Origin of the sequence: Nitrosopumilus sp. (assembly GCA_029862745.1) — an archaeon.
Classification (GTDB): domain Archaea; phylum Thermoproteota; class Nitrososphaeria; order Nitrososphaerales; family Nitrosopumilaceae; genus Nitrosopumilus.
This window is the reverse complement of the sequence record JAOTWS010000003.1, coordinates 164,376-180,489: the sequence shown is the minus strand read 5'-3', so window position 1 is coordinate 180,489 and position 16,114 is coordinate 164,376. Positions and strand designations below refer to the sequence as shown.

12 protein-coding genes are annotated in these 16,114 nt (G+C 32.0%); 5 read left to right on the top strand and 7 right to left on the bottom strand.

The features are described 5' to 3' along the window. Positions 1 to 90 precede the first annotated feature (90 nt). Both OEM44_04465 and OEM44_04460 read left to right on the top strand, forming a co-directional pair. Complete coding sequence (locus tag OEM44_04465; protein ID MDH3516053.1) at positions 91 to 3,378, top strand: lamin tail domain-containing protein; 3,288 nt, start codon at positions 91 to 93, stop codon at positions 3,376 to 3,378. 34 nt (positions 3,379 to 3,412) lie between these two features. Then, positions 3,413 to 3,904, top strand: a complete 492-nt coding sequence (locus OEM44_04460; GenBank protein MDH3516052.1) for a DUF367 family protein — start codon at positions 3,413 to 3,415, stop codon at positions 3,902 to 3,904. On the opposite strand, the gene OEM44_04455 is transcribed toward OEM44_04460, so the two are convergent. After that, positions 3,889 to 6,354 (bottom strand): ABC transporter substrate-binding protein, encoded by a 2,466-nt coding sequence (locus tag OEM44_04455; GenBank protein ID MDH3516051.1) that lies wholly within the window; start codon positions 6,352 to 6,354, stop codon positions 3,889 to 3,891. The genes OEM44_04460 and OEM44_04455 overlap by 16 nt on opposite strands. Before the next feature lie 116 nt (positions 6,355 to 6,470). Here OEM44_04455 and OEM44_04450 point away from each other — a divergent pair, with 116 nt between their 5' ends. Continuing rightward, positions 6,471 to 7,094: a hypothetical protein gene (locus OEM44_04450; protein ID MDH3516050.1), complete on the top strand. Its 624-nt coding sequence runs from the start codon at positions 6,471 to 6,473 to the stop codon at positions 7,092 to 7,094. Here the strand turns inward: OEM44_04450 and OEM44_04445 are convergent. The 5 genes from OEM44_04445 to OEM44_04425 all read right to left on the bottom strand — a co-directional run bounded on the left by OEM44_04445 (position 7,072) and on the right by OEM44_04425 (position 13,588). Further along, the gene (locus OEM44_04445; GenBank protein MDH3516049.1) at positions 7,072 to 8,820 is read right to left on the bottom strand and encodes a DUF2070 family protein; all 1,749 of its coding nucleotides are present in this window, start codon (positions 8,818 to 8,820) and stop codon (positions 7,072 to 7,074) included. The two genes, OEM44_04450 and OEM44_04445, sit on opposite strands and share 23 nt — an antisense overlap. 4 nt (positions 8,821 to 8,824) lie before the next feature. Next, positions 8,825 to 8,992, bottom strand: a complete 168-nt coding sequence (locus OEM44_04440; protein ID MDH3516048.1) for a preprotein translocase subunit Sec61beta — start codon at positions 8,990 to 8,992, stop codon at positions 8,825 to 8,827. Positions 8,993 to 9,197: 205 nt separating this feature from the next. Then, positions 9,198 to 10,475: an MFS transporter gene (locus tag OEM44_04435; protein MDH3516047.1), complete on the bottom strand. Its 1,278-nt coding sequence runs from the start codon at positions 10,473 to 10,475 to the stop codon at positions 9,198 to 9,200. A 189-nt stretch (positions 10,476 to 10,664) separates the two neighbouring features. Further along, entirely contained in the window at positions 10,665 to 12,116 is a 1,452-nt protein-coding gene (locus OEM44_04430) for a thrombospondin type 3 repeat-containing protein (protein MDH3516046.1), read from the bottom strand. A gap of 1,142 nt (positions 12,117 to 13,258) precedes the next feature. After that, complete coding sequence (locus tag OEM44_04425; protein ID MDH3516045.1) at positions 13,259 to 13,588, bottom strand: hypothetical protein; 330 nt, start codon at positions 13,586 to 13,588, stop codon at positions 13,259 to 13,261. Between the two features lie 98 nt (positions 13,589 to 13,686). On the opposite strand from OEM44_04425, the gene OEM44_04420 reads away from it, so the two are divergent. Both OEM44_04420 and OEM44_04415 read left to right on the top strand, forming a co-directional pair. Beyond that, entirely contained in the window at positions 13,687 to 13,995 is a 309-nt protein-coding gene (locus OEM44_04420; protein ID MDH3516044.1) for a translation initiation factor, read from the top strand. A 6-nt stretch (positions 13,996 to 14,001) separates the two neighbouring features. Then, a complete protein-coding gene (locus tag OEM44_04415; protein ID MDH3516043.1) occupies positions 14,002 to 14,979 on the top strand; it encodes a CPBP family glutamic-type intramembrane protease in 978 nt (325 codons plus the stop codon). On the opposite strand, the gene tfb is transcribed toward OEM44_04415, so the two are convergent. Further along, positions 14,976 to 15,884 (bottom strand): transcription initiation factor IIB, encoded by a 909-nt coding sequence (gene tfb, locus OEM44_04410; protein MDH3516042.1) that lies wholly within the window; start codon positions 15,882 to 15,884, stop codon positions 14,976 to 14,978. The two genes, OEM44_04415 and tfb, sit on opposite strands and share 4 nt — an antisense overlap. Positions 15,885 to 16,114: the final 230 nt, after the last annotated feature.

The window sequence follows — 16,114 nt, the reverse complement described above, 5'->3', positions numbered from 1 at the left end:
ACAATTGAGGTCAACTTTAACAACAAGCTCAACTTTTGCTCAATTCCATTCTAAAATGAGGCTTTTAAATCATCTTATCAGGAAGCAATAATGAATCGTAATCTACCTTTAGTATTTTGTCTTTTTTTGCTTGTGGGAATTATCGTACCTGTATATGCTCAAACCGCTGATCATGTCGTAATCAATGAAGTAGATATCAATCCACCAGGAAATGATTCAACATCTATTACTGAATGGGTGGAACTCTATAACCCTACAGATGCTAATGTTGATTTGGGTGGTTGGAAAATTGCCTCGACTACAGTTTTGAAAAAAACAATGACCATACCAAGTGGAACTGTAATTAAATCTGGACAATTTTTAACTTATTCTTATCAAAATCTTTGGTTTACTGATTCTAATGAATCTGTTGAACTTAGAGACAAAAATGGTGTTGTCATTGATAAAACTTCTATACTTACTGATATCAAAAATGATTTTACATCTTGGCAGAGAATCTATGATGGTTATGACTTGGATACTTTAACTGATTGGAAATTCGCAAAATCAACTGCTGGTTCATCTAATGGCAAATTTGTTAATACTCAAGAATCAAATGATGTTACTGTCTCTGTTTCATCTGAAAAAGATTTTTATCTGTTTGGTGAAACTGCTATAATTCGTGGTAGTGTATCTGAACAAGTTTTTATTGTGAAACCATATTTTCAACCTCAACAAATTACCATCACTATCACTGGTCCAAATTTTAACAAGGTTATGACTATGTATCCTGATCTTAATCTTAATTATAAAGCAACACTTAGTCTACGACAAGTTTTAGGAATTTATGAAGGAATATACAATGTATCTGTCACATATGCCGGTGCACATGCTAGTACTGACTTTTCTGTAGGTTATGAAACTCCTGATCAAGTAATAAAGGCTGAAGATTCGCTTAGCATATTCACTGATAACTCGCAATACATTCCAGGCCAATCAGTTACAATCACTGGAAATGCTTCAAACATTATCCCTCTTGAGGGAATGAAATTGATTGTAAAAAATTCTAACAACAAAGTTGTATCTGTTGGAAATCTATATCCAACTAATGGTGAATTCAAAACTACTTTCTATGTATCCACAGTAACACCTGTCTATGGAACTTATGAAATTTATGCTGAATATTCAGGTAAATCTACCTCTGTTAATTTTGATGTAGTAGAGGATATTAAAGAATCTGTACCAATTTCAATTTGGACTGATAAGGTAGCCTATGCTCTTGGTGATCAAGTCAAAATTACTGGTAGACTAAACCAGCAATGGGTTAACACTTTGGATTTGGAGATTGTTCAAACAAAACAATCTTCGATAGGAAGTTCTTCTACTGGCAGCAATTCTGGATTTAAGATTTCTGATGGTGTGAGAATTATGGGTGATGGATCATTTGCTTATAGTTTTACAATTCCAGACAATAAATTACGATTAGGTGATTATAAAATCACCGTTTCAAAAAGTATTGGTACTGCAACTAGTATTATCCATGTAGTTTCCAATCCTGAGAGTTTTGTAGATTCTGATTCATCATTGACAGTTAATTCTGATAAAGAAGTTTATGAACCTGGAGATAAAATGGTTATTAGTGGTTTCATAAAAGATCCACTCAGTAATTCAAGTTATAAAACCGGCGTACCTGTAAAAATTTCTATTTCACATGAAGATGGAACCCCGTTAAAGATCACGGCTTTATCTGGTACACAAACAAAATATAGCGATGACGTGGCTGTTGCATATGTTTTTACAGCAATTCCTGAAACATCTGGAAATTATTTGCTTAATTTAGATGTGACAAGAAGTGTATTTACAGAAGGAAACTATGTCATAAAATCTCAATTTTCAAATCATGTTGCAACAAAAACATTTTCGGTAATTAATCCACTTGATTTGAAAGATGGTGCAATAATATCTGTTGATAAAGACGTATACGGTCTAGGTGAAACTGTTCATTTAACTGGAATTATGCCTCCTACAGGTGCTGCTTCCGTAACTATTACATTGACAAAACCTGATGGAACAAAAGTTCTTTCTGGAGCCACTATTGATAATCAACGTTTCTCCTGGTCTTGGACTGCGCCTGTTGCAGAAAAAGTACAGAATATCAAAGTCAATACGGGAAAAGATGTAGTCAAATCTAATTTTGGAGTTTACAAAATTAAAGTATCAACTAGCAGTGAGAGCACCTCTCTTTTCTTCAAAGTCTCCGAGGATCCAGAAAATGATACTCTAAGTACATCTCCTCTATACGTAACTACTGAAAAATCATTGTATCAGGCAGGAGAAAAACTCAAAGTTGTAGGAAATGTTCTAAAGCGTACACAAGGTGATGAGGGACTTGTTGTTACTCAGCGAGTTACAATTAAGGTATTGGATGGTTCATTCCCAGCAAAACAAATTTACGAATCTGCTGTTTATCCTAATCAGGGTGGAGAATTCACCAGTCTCTTTGAATTACCAATACCAGTATTCCCTGAAGGGACATATTCTATAAAAGCTCTTTATGGAAGTGCACGTAGTGAATCAACTTTTAGTGTTGCAAATGATTATGCACTTGGTGTTGACAAACCCGTGACTCTTTTACTGTCTACCGATAAAACCCAATACTATCCTGGTGATGTAGTGGAAATCAATGGAAAACCAAACAAGTTGATCTATATTGAAAAATTTGATGTTAGTATAATCAAAAAATCTGACTCACAAATTACTTGTGGTACATTTAATTGCGGTAAACATACTGGCCCTGTAACTACAATTCGCCCAAGTTCTTCTGGATCATTTACTTATCAATTTGTAATTCCTGACACTTTTTCTGCAATTGGCTCTTATGAGATAACAGTTGATTCCGGTTTTGAAACTAAATCTATTTTATTTGATGTTGTAGAAAAACCACTAGCCATTAAACCTAGTACTGTAATTGAGAGGGAAAATAGAATCTCTGAAAATACGATATCTATATTGACTGAAGAAAAAACTACTGATATTGCATCTATTGCGCCTAAAGTACTTGCTGGTTCCTTGATAACTTCAGTACGAGGAGATGAATCATTTGTAGATCTTAAGGTTTCTACTTCCAGTGGAATCTGTGTTATTGGTCCTAGTGATAATGATTGCTTGGTACATGAATCTACTAGAACTCCTGGACAAATCTACCAAACTATAGAAGTTGATGGAAATCATCTGAATGTTAGATATAGTGGTTCAGATGCACGTCTTGAAAAATTTAGTATTTTGCCAGAGTCTTCTGATGAATTTTTACCCAATGAAACTTGGACTGTTGAAATACTCAAAGATGATGATCAGATTTCACGGTTTTATTACAAGATAACGTACAAAACTTTAGAGTAAGTTCAAAATAGTTCTTATCTAACTGTTGATTAAAATGAAATTACAAGTTTTAATGTTTTATCAGGATGATCCAAAAAAATGTACAGCAGCTAAAATGGTTAAATTTGGACTTGCTCAAAATATTAAAAAAATTAGTCGTAAGGGATTAGTTTTGGATCCATTCTCTGAAAAAACTTTGCTGCCTAAAGATAAATCATTAATTCACTCCATTGTTGGAATTGATTGTTCTTGGAATCTAGCTGATCAGGCATTTTCTAAAAAATTTGCTGGTATTAAAAGAAAACTTCCACCACTCCTTGCCGGAAACCCTCTTAATTATGCAAGACTAAACAAATTAACTACTGTTGAAGCATTATCTGCTTCATTATTTATTTTAGGTTTTAAAGAACAAAGTTTAGAATTACTTAACAAATTCAAATGGGGTCACACTTTCTACGAGCTTAATCAAAATCTATTGGAGGAATACTTGAAACTTGATAATGAAGATCAAATTGATGGTATTCTCAAATGTTATGGCTTATTGTGATTTCGTTTTTTTAGATAGATCAAAATTCCTAAAATACTTATAATTGGTATGATCCAAATCCAATTCTCTGAATTATTTTCAGAGAATTTTATATTGCCATTCGTCTTTTCTGGTATCTTTGTATTATTGTTAGTTACAAGAAAGCTCGATTCATAAAAATCAGGTTTTAGTATTGAATTTGAAATTGCAAATATCTTGATATTGTTTGCACCTATCTCTAAATTATATGTGCTTTCAGAAGGGATGTTAATGATCACATTATTGTTTGTAACTTCAAGTGTTTCTGATTTGATTTTTTCTCCTTCAGAATTTGTTAAAAAATATAATACATAATCAGAGTTTTCGACATTGACTATCAAATTAAGTATCTCTCCTTTTTTAATTATTTCTTCCATCTCTATTTTTTTTATAGATGGGAGTTGTGGTTTTTCAAATTCAGACCATTTCCCTATTTTAAATGGATAAGAATCATCATCAAATGTCGTAACTTTGATCGTTCGTGATTCTGGTGAATATGAATCTAGATAGAATGGACCATTACTGATAACTGCATGATTTTTTTCTTCAATCCATTTAATTGATGTATCATATCTTTTTTGGTAATATTCAAAATTTTGATTACTTTCTTTTAATGACTGTGGTATGAATTTTGAATTTTTAAATTCTAGTAAATAATCTCTGATAATCTTTGCATCGTTTGGAATTATTAATGATAACCAATTCACATTTTTATTAGTGGATTCTGATCTTGAAAATGAAACTTTTCCATCAATTACTGCCTTTTCCATGGCTGATGTAATTTCCCATGGTACTAAACTCCATAATACTGCCCAATCAGCTATCTCACCTTCATCAAAATGCCAATAATTGACGTAAACTTCAATTGTATCCTCATCAATTGGGTTTATTCCAATAAGTGTCTGAATACTTTGAGCTGCTCTAGGAGTGAACTCTGTATCAAACGTTTTATCATTTTCATCAATCTGGGTCCCCCACTCAATTGTAAAATAAAGTGAATGTAAAATATCATGTATGTCCATTTTTTCTCCATTATGCCAATTACTAAAATCAAAATCAAATGTTACCTTACTTGTTGCAAGTGTTCCTTCTTCCACATTTCCCCATTTTTGTAATAACGGATTCCATATTTTTGCTTCCTTGGGAACACTCAATTTATCATTTGGACCTGAAGTTTCAACCTGCCATTTTGTTCTGACTGGAAATGTTTCACCAGTAAATGGATGCTTGAATGTTGCAGGATCTGAGACAATATCCCAAATATGTCTACTGTAGCTATCTGTTAGTCCCATTACAGGATTCCAAGCGCCTTGATAGATTTGTTTTACACCTATTTTTAATTCACTGTGATCACTTTTTGCATTAATTGGAGTAAATCTGCTTGGCACCCCTGCTCCAAAATCATTAACAATTCCGCTGATTTTTTTGTTTGCAACATATTGATCTATTTTGCTTGCTACAAAAATTCTTACACCTTCGTTAATTCCTTCTTTAACAGCTTTCTGGATTATCTGTGATCTTTTCTCTGATGTTTCAAAATCACTGGTGTATATTTTTTGAGTAAGTTCATCTAAATTTTTATTTTGATAATTCCAAAATGACGGATTATTAAATCCAGGCATATATGAAAACCAAGGTGAATACATTTGTCCTAGCCCAACAGAATCATACCGTACAAATGCTGAATGCCCCCACCCTTCTGTGTATATATTCCATTTTAGTTCAGCTGGGTCTGAACCGTAAACAACAACAAATGCTTTATTTAAATCCCCGAAATCTTTTTTTAATGTAAATCCAATTTTTTCTAATTCTGCTGCTAATACTTCGCCAATTGCTTTTCTAATTGGATCGTCGCTTCTGATAAAAATTTTAATCTCTATTTGTTTTTCATTAATTTGCCATTTATTTCCAATTTTTATGGCTCCTTTCTCATTTAATATTTTTGAAATTACTTCATTTGCAAATGTGGGATTATACTTGAAATTAAACATCTCAAGTTGTTCAATTACTGTTAGATATTCTGGATCTGAAGGGTTGTAGTATGAAATAATTGGTGAACCATACCCTCCCATTAACTCGTTCACAATTAATTTTCTGTCTATTAAATAATTAAGAGCAAATCTTATCTCCTTGCTTGAAAATGGATTAAATTCTTTAGACTCTGCAGGGTTTACCAATATACTGTATGACCTACCAGTTGAATCAAATACCTGCAATCCTTCACGTGCTTGATGATTTTCTAATCTGTCTGGAGAAATTCTGTCATAATATATATCGAGATTTCCGTTTCGCACTTCTTCTAATGCTGTATTTTCATCTAAATACTGAATGAATTTAACTGAATCAAAAAATGTGGCTTTTTCTGCAAATGATTCATTGTATATGCTAAATGTAATTGAAAGTGCTAGTATGATCACTAGCAATTTTTTCATAACCCTGTTTTCTAAAACATATAATAAAACCTATATCATAATACCCCGATGTTATTAGGACTAAAACCTATATTTCTAATGTGAATCAAAACTTACAATTGAAAATTTATCCAAAAATGATTACTTGTTTGAATGGAATAATACAAGGTGGAGTGTCTACACAAGATTTCTCTGCAGTCACAAAAATGAATTTAATTGATTCTGAAATGATTTTAGATGAATTTATCAAAAATAATATTGGAACAAAACAAGATAACACATATTATTTTGAAGATGGAGATAAATTAAAAATCGCCATTGCTTTGCTTGAAAAAGGTTCCCCTATAGATGAAGTATCTGTCTCTTTAGATTGGAAAGATTTTGAAGGTTTAACTGCAGAAATTTTATCTTCAAAAAATTTTGCAGTAATAAAAAATTTAATTCTAACTAAACCTCGAATGGAAATTGATGTTGTTGGAATCAGGTTAGGTATTGCAATTTTAATCGATTGTAAACACTGGAAACGCTATAGTGTCTCTTTATTATCCACTGCTGTAAAAAAACAAATTGAAAGAACCAAACATTATATTTCTAAAACCCCCGGTGCTATGGCAGTACCTGTAATTGTTACATTGTATCAGGATAAAATAGATTTTATTGAAAATGTTCCAATTGTTCCTATTTTTCAACTATCCTCATTTATTGATGAGTTTTATGGAAATCTTGATCAAATGACTACTATAGAAAAAGACTCGTTATGAATAACAAGAGACTTCCAATAACAAAACTCTTTGTAATTTTTAATGAATTATCTAATGCTTTAGAATAATCTTCGTATATGGTCTGACCCATAACTTTTACTTCGCTCTGACTTTCTAAAATCTCAAATTTTGCTATTGTGATCGTTGCTTCAGCTTTTTTTGTAATCTCAAGAAACCATTTTGAAAGTTTGTCTGCACTTGTGATCAGTCCTAATTGATAGTATCCATTTCTATTCCGTGCTTTAACAGGGGCATAATGTGTATCTGATGTACAGATCTCAAGTAATTGATAATTATTATTTGCAAAATTCTCTATGATTTTTTCTCTTACCCCGTTTTCCATATTATTGGCATCTGCCCACCCAAGAAAATATTTTTTATTATTGATTTTAAGACAAACAATACCTAGTCCTCCTAATCCCAAATCTTCTGCCCACACATCCATGTCATCAGAATTTGCATAGCCAAATTCAATGGGAAAATTATCTTTTGTAATTAGAGTATCTAGACATGATTTTGCGGCTTTTAACATGTCTTGACCATCTTCTTTAGAAATCTCATCACCCATGGCATTATGGCAGTCTACTATCATTATTCTAGAATAATTTCGATTTTTTGCATATTGCTCAATCTCTGTTTTCATGTAGCTTGGAATGTCTTCCATTCCATGTGGTGATAATGATAAAAATAACAATGGATTATTTCCAAAAAGTAGTCCAGTTACTCTTGCCTTGTTAATCTGCACTGTTACTGGCTCTGTACATTGTACACCTTCTTCCTTGATTTCATTATTTTCTAAATTTTTGAGATAATTCTCTACTTCATTTCTTGATGGTAGGTTAAGAGAATGATCTGAAATACTATGCATGACCATTGCTGATGATGACAAGTTTTTGTAAATTAGATATGGGATGTTACTCCCTCCAACTGGATGATAAGGCCCCGGATGTATTTCTGGTAGCACCATTCGAAATTCATTTCCGTTCATTTGTGATGATAGTTTTATCTGTGATGTTGATACCTGGGTTTCCTTTGAATGTTGTTCCATTAATTTCTCAGCATCTTCAAAATCATTTCCTTGTGATGCAAGATATGCTTGAATAGTTTTATGCGTACTTTCCATTCCCGGCCTTCCTGCTCTATCTGTTAAAATTGACCACACACTTGCAATTATCATAAAAGATACTCCGTAACCTAATCCAACTGGCTCACTCAATATTGTAATCCACATATCTTGTGGAATTAACATCAAATACATTGCTAGGGGCTGAATAAAACAAATCGCCCAAGCTTTTTTGAGACTGACTCCAAGAGTTGTTGTGTAAATTCCTATTCTAAAACTAGCAAACAAAAACATTCCAAAAGTTATAAAGAATAATTCAATGTCTTTTGATAATACCACACTTGAAAGTAGTCCCATCATAAGTGTGACTGTCCACAACATGTTTCCAAAAAGAGATGAGTGTAATGATTTCGAATATTCTTTTTTCTTTGTAAATTGTGTGTCTAATAACTGTGTTAAAAATAATACTCCTAAAACTAATGGTAATCTATACCAATTTTCTTCAAATCCCAAATAACCCAAATAACCAAAATATATGCCAAGAACTGTTACTGCTGCCACTATCAATGATATTGCTAGTGAAAAATAATGTGATGATGGATTAACTAGAGTAAGGGAAAACCTGTTATGTATGTTTGAAACGTCATCTGACTCTTTTTCCATTTTCTCACGGAGATAGGAATACATCAATTACCCATGAAACTACAATTAAACTAATTGGAATTGATACCACTATTTTTGGATCTATTTTAAATCCCTTTGTCTCATCCTCAAAGAACCTCATGAGGCCTCCACTTGATGCTGGCAGTGGTGCTGATTTTTTATTGCTACTCATTATGATTCGTCATCAAGAATTTTAACATAAAAACTTTATTCATGAAGCAAAATCTGACCTTAAGTTCAATTTATTCTTAATTTTACTTGATCTGAGTTCGAGTTCTGGGGTATTCTGCTTACTATTTTTGGTTAGAAATGGATCAGATAGGTATAGATTCAAAATCAAAATATTTAACGATTAATCAGACAATATTGTTGCTAATTTAGTCAATAGCCTTATGCGACAATACGTGTTTTAAATAAAGTCTAAACATTAGAAGTGATAACACTATCAAAACTACTGCAATGCCAAAAGATACGGAGTAACTTAATGCACTTGAAATAAATCCCGCAGTCAAAGAACCTAACAATATCCCTATTCCAATCATAAAGCTATTCACACCCAAGTATGTACCTTCAAATCCTTGTGGAATGGCTTTGAATAAAATTAGTGAATTTGAAGTACTGTATATTGAAAATGCTGCAACCATCAAGCATGAAGATATTACTGCCGTAACAAATGATTCTGTACCGATCACTTGAGGAAAAATCACGGCAACGATTAAAACTCCTAACACTCGTGGAATATACGCTAGTTGTGTAGCCCTCTCTTCAGAGATTTTTGCAATTAGTCTAGGAACTAGAAAAAAGATTGCAAGTAATGTTATAGTTTGAAGCATATACACTAGAAAAACTTGCGAGTCAGTAAAGTCATATTTCTTTAAGAATGGAATAAATGCAGTAAAGTATGTGTTACTACCAAAATAAAACAAAAAATTTGCAAAAAATAAAATTCCTATCTCATGTGAAATTTTACCTTTGAAAATTGAAATTATGTGTTTGAAATCCTGAATTTTTGGAACTCTTTGATATACTACTTGAAAGTGATATCTGTTATAGTTGAAAATATGTTTTAGACCATAAATTGAATGCAAAATTGTCTCTCTTTCGATAAAGCTCTTCTGTTCTACTAGCATACTTAGTATTGCAGCAATAGTGCTAGACATAGCACAAAAAATAAAGTATGGTCTAAGATCAAAAAATGAATCCCATAATACCCCTACAAGAAATGCTAAAAGGCTACCCAAGCTTGCAATAATTGAAATCCTTGAAAACAAAACACCCCATTGGTTATTTGGAACAGACTCCATAACTAAAATCTGAGTTACAGGATTTTTCCCAATTATGAAAAATCCCAGAATTGCTGATAGGATGAAAACAAAATTAATTTCAGATACAAAATACATGGCCAAGCTAGTTGCAGCAATTACTGAAAAACAAATTATCAAAATTCCTTTCTTTACTTGATATTTATCAATAATTTTACCCCAAAAAATAGAGCCTAATGAAGAAAATCCATAATGCAGTCCAACTACGAGTCCAACATCTACTACATTTCCTCCAAGAAATAAAACAAACAAAGGAATTGCAATGTGCAACCCCTCAGCAGCAATACTGGATGGAATTATAAACAGCATCCAATTTTTCTTGTTGGAAATCATAATATTATCAATTTAAATTGAAAAATTGTTTTTGATACTAGCTAGTCAATTTTATGGGACCAATAAACAATGCTTTGTCTAGTAATAGTAGAATAAACAACAAGATTTTAAAATATTATGTTTAAACAATATTGATCTATCCAGATTTGTGTATGTTGTACTTTTGAACCTTTTTGATTCCTCCTCTCATTACTGAGTTAGATGGGTGATTAAAATAATTCCAGGTTCATTTGGAACGAAACTTATCATGGCAACATCTTCTCCCAAGACATTATTTTTTATCTCCAACTGATTTGGGATATTACCATTAACCGTAACTGCCATTTTTGATGAAACAAATTCGTTTGGTATATACAATATCACATAATGTGGACTATCTATTGAAAATGAGATTATCCCAATTTTAGGTATAAATTCAAAATTAGATATTATTGCAGGACTTCTGATATCAATATTTTTAGTACCTTCAATGATCTGTGGTTGGAACTTCTCTCTGATATCCTTTGTTAGAGGCGCATATTCGTATCTTTCTGAATCTTGAATCTCTAATAACAATCCCTCTACACAATAATTCATTGCGTCTGCATCTTTAATTAGATTGCACAGTACTTTGCCTTTTTCAAAATTATGTCCAGTAAAAAATGCAAGCGTAGTTCCAGTGGACCTATTACATTCTACATAGTCATTTCTTTCTAGTTGTACTTCATTACAAAGATTAGAGATCACATCATCAGACATTTTGTTTTTTGTAAGCATGTTGTCTGTATGCTGCATCATGACGCCTTTCCCACATAAAATATTTTGATAAAATGATAATTCATGACATGTTTCCAGTGAAGACTCTATATCACCTTCAAAATAATGTACAAAACCATGTCCCAAACCATGAATACAGTCTTGATAGCTTGACGAACCTATCAAATCATCACATATTGTTTGATATGAATCTGGAAAAGATACTCTGGATTCATTAATGCTGTGGAAATAAGATGCCAATACTCCGTGGAAATAACCCCCTCTGCACATAGTACCGTCCATCCCTTGTAGGCTTTTTCTTACGTCTCTGGTTTCATTATATGCAGTATGACCAATTACATGTGATACAAAATGACAATCATCTATTGCACCAATTTTAGATAATGCTATAGATAGTTCTAGTGCATCAGAGCTGTTTTTTTCATTCTTTACAATCTTGCCAAAAAACTGAGAATAACAAACAAGATGACTAGTACTATTGACCATCTCAGCACAGATGTGTATGTCCTGAAGATATTTTGTAGCCAACTTTTCTGAAGGTGGTACAGGGATTGAATCATCAATATCTACAATACCATCATTATCGTCATCAGGGTCTCCGGATGAACCAATTCCATCAAAGTCAAAATCAATCCATTCTAGCTGGTCTAAATCAAACTGATCAATAAAATCTAATACTCCATCATTATCATCATCAGTATCACACTCGTCTCCCAATTTATCAAAGTCAAAATCAAACTGATCCAAATTGGCATTTAAAGGGCAGTTGTCAATAGAGTCCATTACACTATCTTTGTCAGAATCTGCAAAGGTTGTAATTTCAAACCAAGCAAAAAATGATACTACTAGGGTAAAAACAAGTAAAATACTAATTTTTTTATCCATTATAAATATAGGCATCATGATACGCCTAAATGCGATTTCAGATATTTTAACACATTGGATAAATTCTTTTTAATTAAACACTAGATGCAGTATTTCTATTCTAAAAGAATGTACTCGTTGTAGTCATTGAAATTTTTCTATCAGTTGGGGGATCAACCGTAACATATATTGGCATTTAGAAATTTGATCATAAACTGACAAAAAAGATGACTTCCAACTATTATGGCATAATTGTTCTTAATGCTTACTAGATTAATACATTGATTCTCCCTTAAAAGCAAATTTCTAAAACAACTTAGAGAAAATAAACATACAAAAAATAAACATACAAAAAATAATTGCTTGAGAATTAAGATAAAACATCTGACAAATTAGTATATTAGAATTGTGGAAGAAGTTGAAACCAATATTTTAAAAAATTATGTTAATTGAAGCGTTTCATTTTTTCATTAATTTTGGTAGTTGTAGTAACGTCATTTAGATATTATATGATGACCCATCAGACCAATCAAAGTTTTTAGACATATCAGAAGGATGACGAATTAATTTTAAATGTCGAGAAGGTAGAATTAATATCTGAAAAAATTCTAAAAAATCAGAATATAATGAAAATTGTATTAAACACTCGAGATTCAGAAATTATTGTTTTAGATTATTTTAATGAATTAATTCAAGAAATAGATACGAAATAATCTATCTATGATCTTATGGGATTTGCAATTGGCATAGTCATTTATGGAATATTTGTTTTTTATTTTTATCGATTCTCATCTAAACGTGATATGTTTTCTCTAAATTTAGAAAAGAGAATCACACAAGGAAAATTCAAATCAACTGGTAAGAAGGCATTAGTAGCACCTAGAATAATAGGATTTATTGCAACAAATTTCTTTATCTTTCCATTTGTAATTTTTTTGTGGTTTATTGGTTACTTATCATTTATGTCTATGTTCGTTCAAACTATGCCACCTTTACAATATTTCTTGTTTCAAGCGAACTAATCACTGCAATTAGAATTTCAGCGTATTATAGCCAGATGATCATAGTATCAAAGTTTAAAAATTAGTTTTTTTTAATTTGCCATAATTAAAATTCAAATCTTTAAAATTCTGAACCATTTTTGGGATAATTTGAGATTAACTCTATTTGCCTTTAATTTTCTCTATGGTTTCTAATGTCAAATTAATGGTTTTTAGAATATTTTGCTGCTTTTCATAATCAGGTTCTACCTCTAATTCTTTTGATAGTGTTTCTACCTTTTTTTCTAATGTTTTTTGGATTGACGATTTTTCTCCTTCTGAGGCCTTTTCCATACGAATTTCTTTTTTCTTAGGCTCACGCCCACAACTGATACATAAGGCATACCCTTCTTTTATTACTCGTACACCTGAGCAATATGGACAAGGTTCACTAAGTAGTGTTGCTCCGTTTAACAACATTTCTACAGCTTTTTTTGTAAGATCTTTTGACAATGTTTCACTATGTCTCTACACAACTCAATTATTTCTATTTTCCATTTGATATTCAAACAAGGCTTAATAGTGCGTATAATTGAAATTAGTTAGAACGAATGGCAGTAATTTGTAATACCTGTGGTCTTCCAGAAGATCTATGTGCTTGTGGTGAACTTGCCAAAGATAGTACTAAAATTATTATTCGATTGGAAACTAGGAGATTCAAGAAAAAAGGTACTATGATTGAGGGATTAGATCCTAAATTAAATAACTTGGAAACTGTTGCAAAAGATCTAAAAAACAAATATGCCTGCGGTGGAACTGCCAAAGATGGGTACATCTTTTTACAGGGTGATCATAGAGACACAATAAAAGATACCTTGATTCATTTAGGTTTTGCAGAAGATACTATAGAATTGCATTAGAATAAATTGCAAAATTCAAATAAAATATTTCAATTTATAGCAATCCCATTCACTACTTTCTTGTCTTTGATTTTTGGGTTATTACTCATTTCTTTTCCCATAGGAATTTATGTTTTCTTTGAAAGTGAAATTGGTGAAGATATTAATTTCGAATATCCTTTAACCCATTTAGTTCTCTTCAAAGATACTGTTTTTTATCAATCCTCAACTGATGTTAGTATCGGCGACATCTTTGTTATTTTGTGGGTTTTCTATCTTGTATTTTTCGTAATTGCCCTGTTGGGGCCCCGACATGGGTTTCTTAAAACCATGTCTTTGATGATATCTTTTGGAAAATACGATGATAGATCAAACTATATGATTGGTGTGACTAAATGGCTATCTATTTTGGTCCTGGTGTCAATACTGATTAATTTTGTTCAAGAACAATTTGAAATTAGTATTGTTCCGCCTATGGCCGAAAATGATCTAATTCAATTTTTTTATGTTAGTTTGGCACCTATAATAGAAGAATTTGGATTTCGCTTAATTTTATTGGGTATTCCATTGTTTGTTTTTTATTCCACTAAATTTTCACTGAGGTATTTTTTGAGTTGTTTGTGGACCCCCAATATTTTAAATATTCATAACGGTAAAAAAGCAATTTTTCTGATTATTTTTGTAGGAGTTCTTTTTGGTTTTGCACATATTGCATTTGGTGAATCTTGGAGTGAAGGAAAATTTGTTCAAGCATCTGTGAGTGGAATTATCCTTGGTTGGGTCTATCTGAAATATGGTTTTGTTGCTTCACTTTTGATTCATTGGGCAACAAATTATTTTATATTTGCATATGCTACTTTTCTTTCACAAATAAATTTTATTTCTATTGAAGAAGCATTTTCTCATTCACTTATGTCTTATCTGGAAATATTGTTATTGATGTCAGGAATGTTGTCTCTGAGCATTATGTTTTTGTATAAACTTTATTCTAAAAACTTCGTTTAGAGGTTTAATGCTACTTTCAAACCTTTGTATCTATTTCTAATTGTAACCTCTGTAACTCCTGCAGCCTCTGCTACGTCTCGTTGTGTTTTATTTTCCCCATTTGTAACACATGCAACATACAATGCTGCAGCTGCTAATCCCATGGGGTCTTTACCTGCAGAAATTTTTTGTTCTTCGGCTGTCTGTAAAATTTTTGTTGCTTTCCTTTTTGTTTTTTCAGATAATCCTGCCTTACTGGCAATTCTTGAAATGCATTTAATTGGATCAACTACTGGCATCTTTAAATTTAATTCTCTTAACAATAATCTATAGCACCTTGCAATATCTTTACGTTTAATGTTACTTGCATATCCTATGTCTTTTAAGGTTCTTGGTGTTTCTGTGTCTCTACATGCTGCATATAGTGCTGAAGCAATCAAGGCTGAGATTGAACGTCCTCTGACTAGTCCTTTTTCGAGAGCTTTTCTATAAATGTAAGCAGCTTTTTCAATAACTGAATCACCCACAGCTAGTTTGTCTTTTAATCGGTCTAATTCACTAAATGCTTGTCTAAAGTTTCTGTCTACTGGTTCATGTACCTGACTTCTGCTGTCCCATGTTCTTAGTCTCTCTATGGTACTTTTCATGGCAGCAGTTAGTGGCTTACCCGTTGCATCTCTGTTTTGTGGATTAATCACAGTGGCTAACCCCATATCATGCATGGCAAGTGATGTTGGAACTCCTGCCCTACTTTTGTTTTCACCTTCATTTGAAAATGACCTCCACTCTGGACCTGATTCTTCCACCTTATCAGTAATAACAAATCCACATTTACCACAAAAATTTTCACCTGTGTTGGCGTCTGTAACCAGTGTTCCCTGACCACATCTTGGACATTTATCTTTTGGATTGATTTTTCTAGCCATTTTCTCTCTCAAAACCTTTTATGGTAATATTTAAGATTTACTAATTCATCCCTTATAACCTTGTTGATGATCGGACGTTAGAATTCATGGTGGTGTTCTAATGAATATTTTTGATTATAATGTGTAAAAGTTATTGTAAAATAAACTTTCTAAATCGCCATTTCCTAACATTATACTTACATTCATTATGAATATTTGTATTTCTTGACATCAAATCATTTTTTCTATTT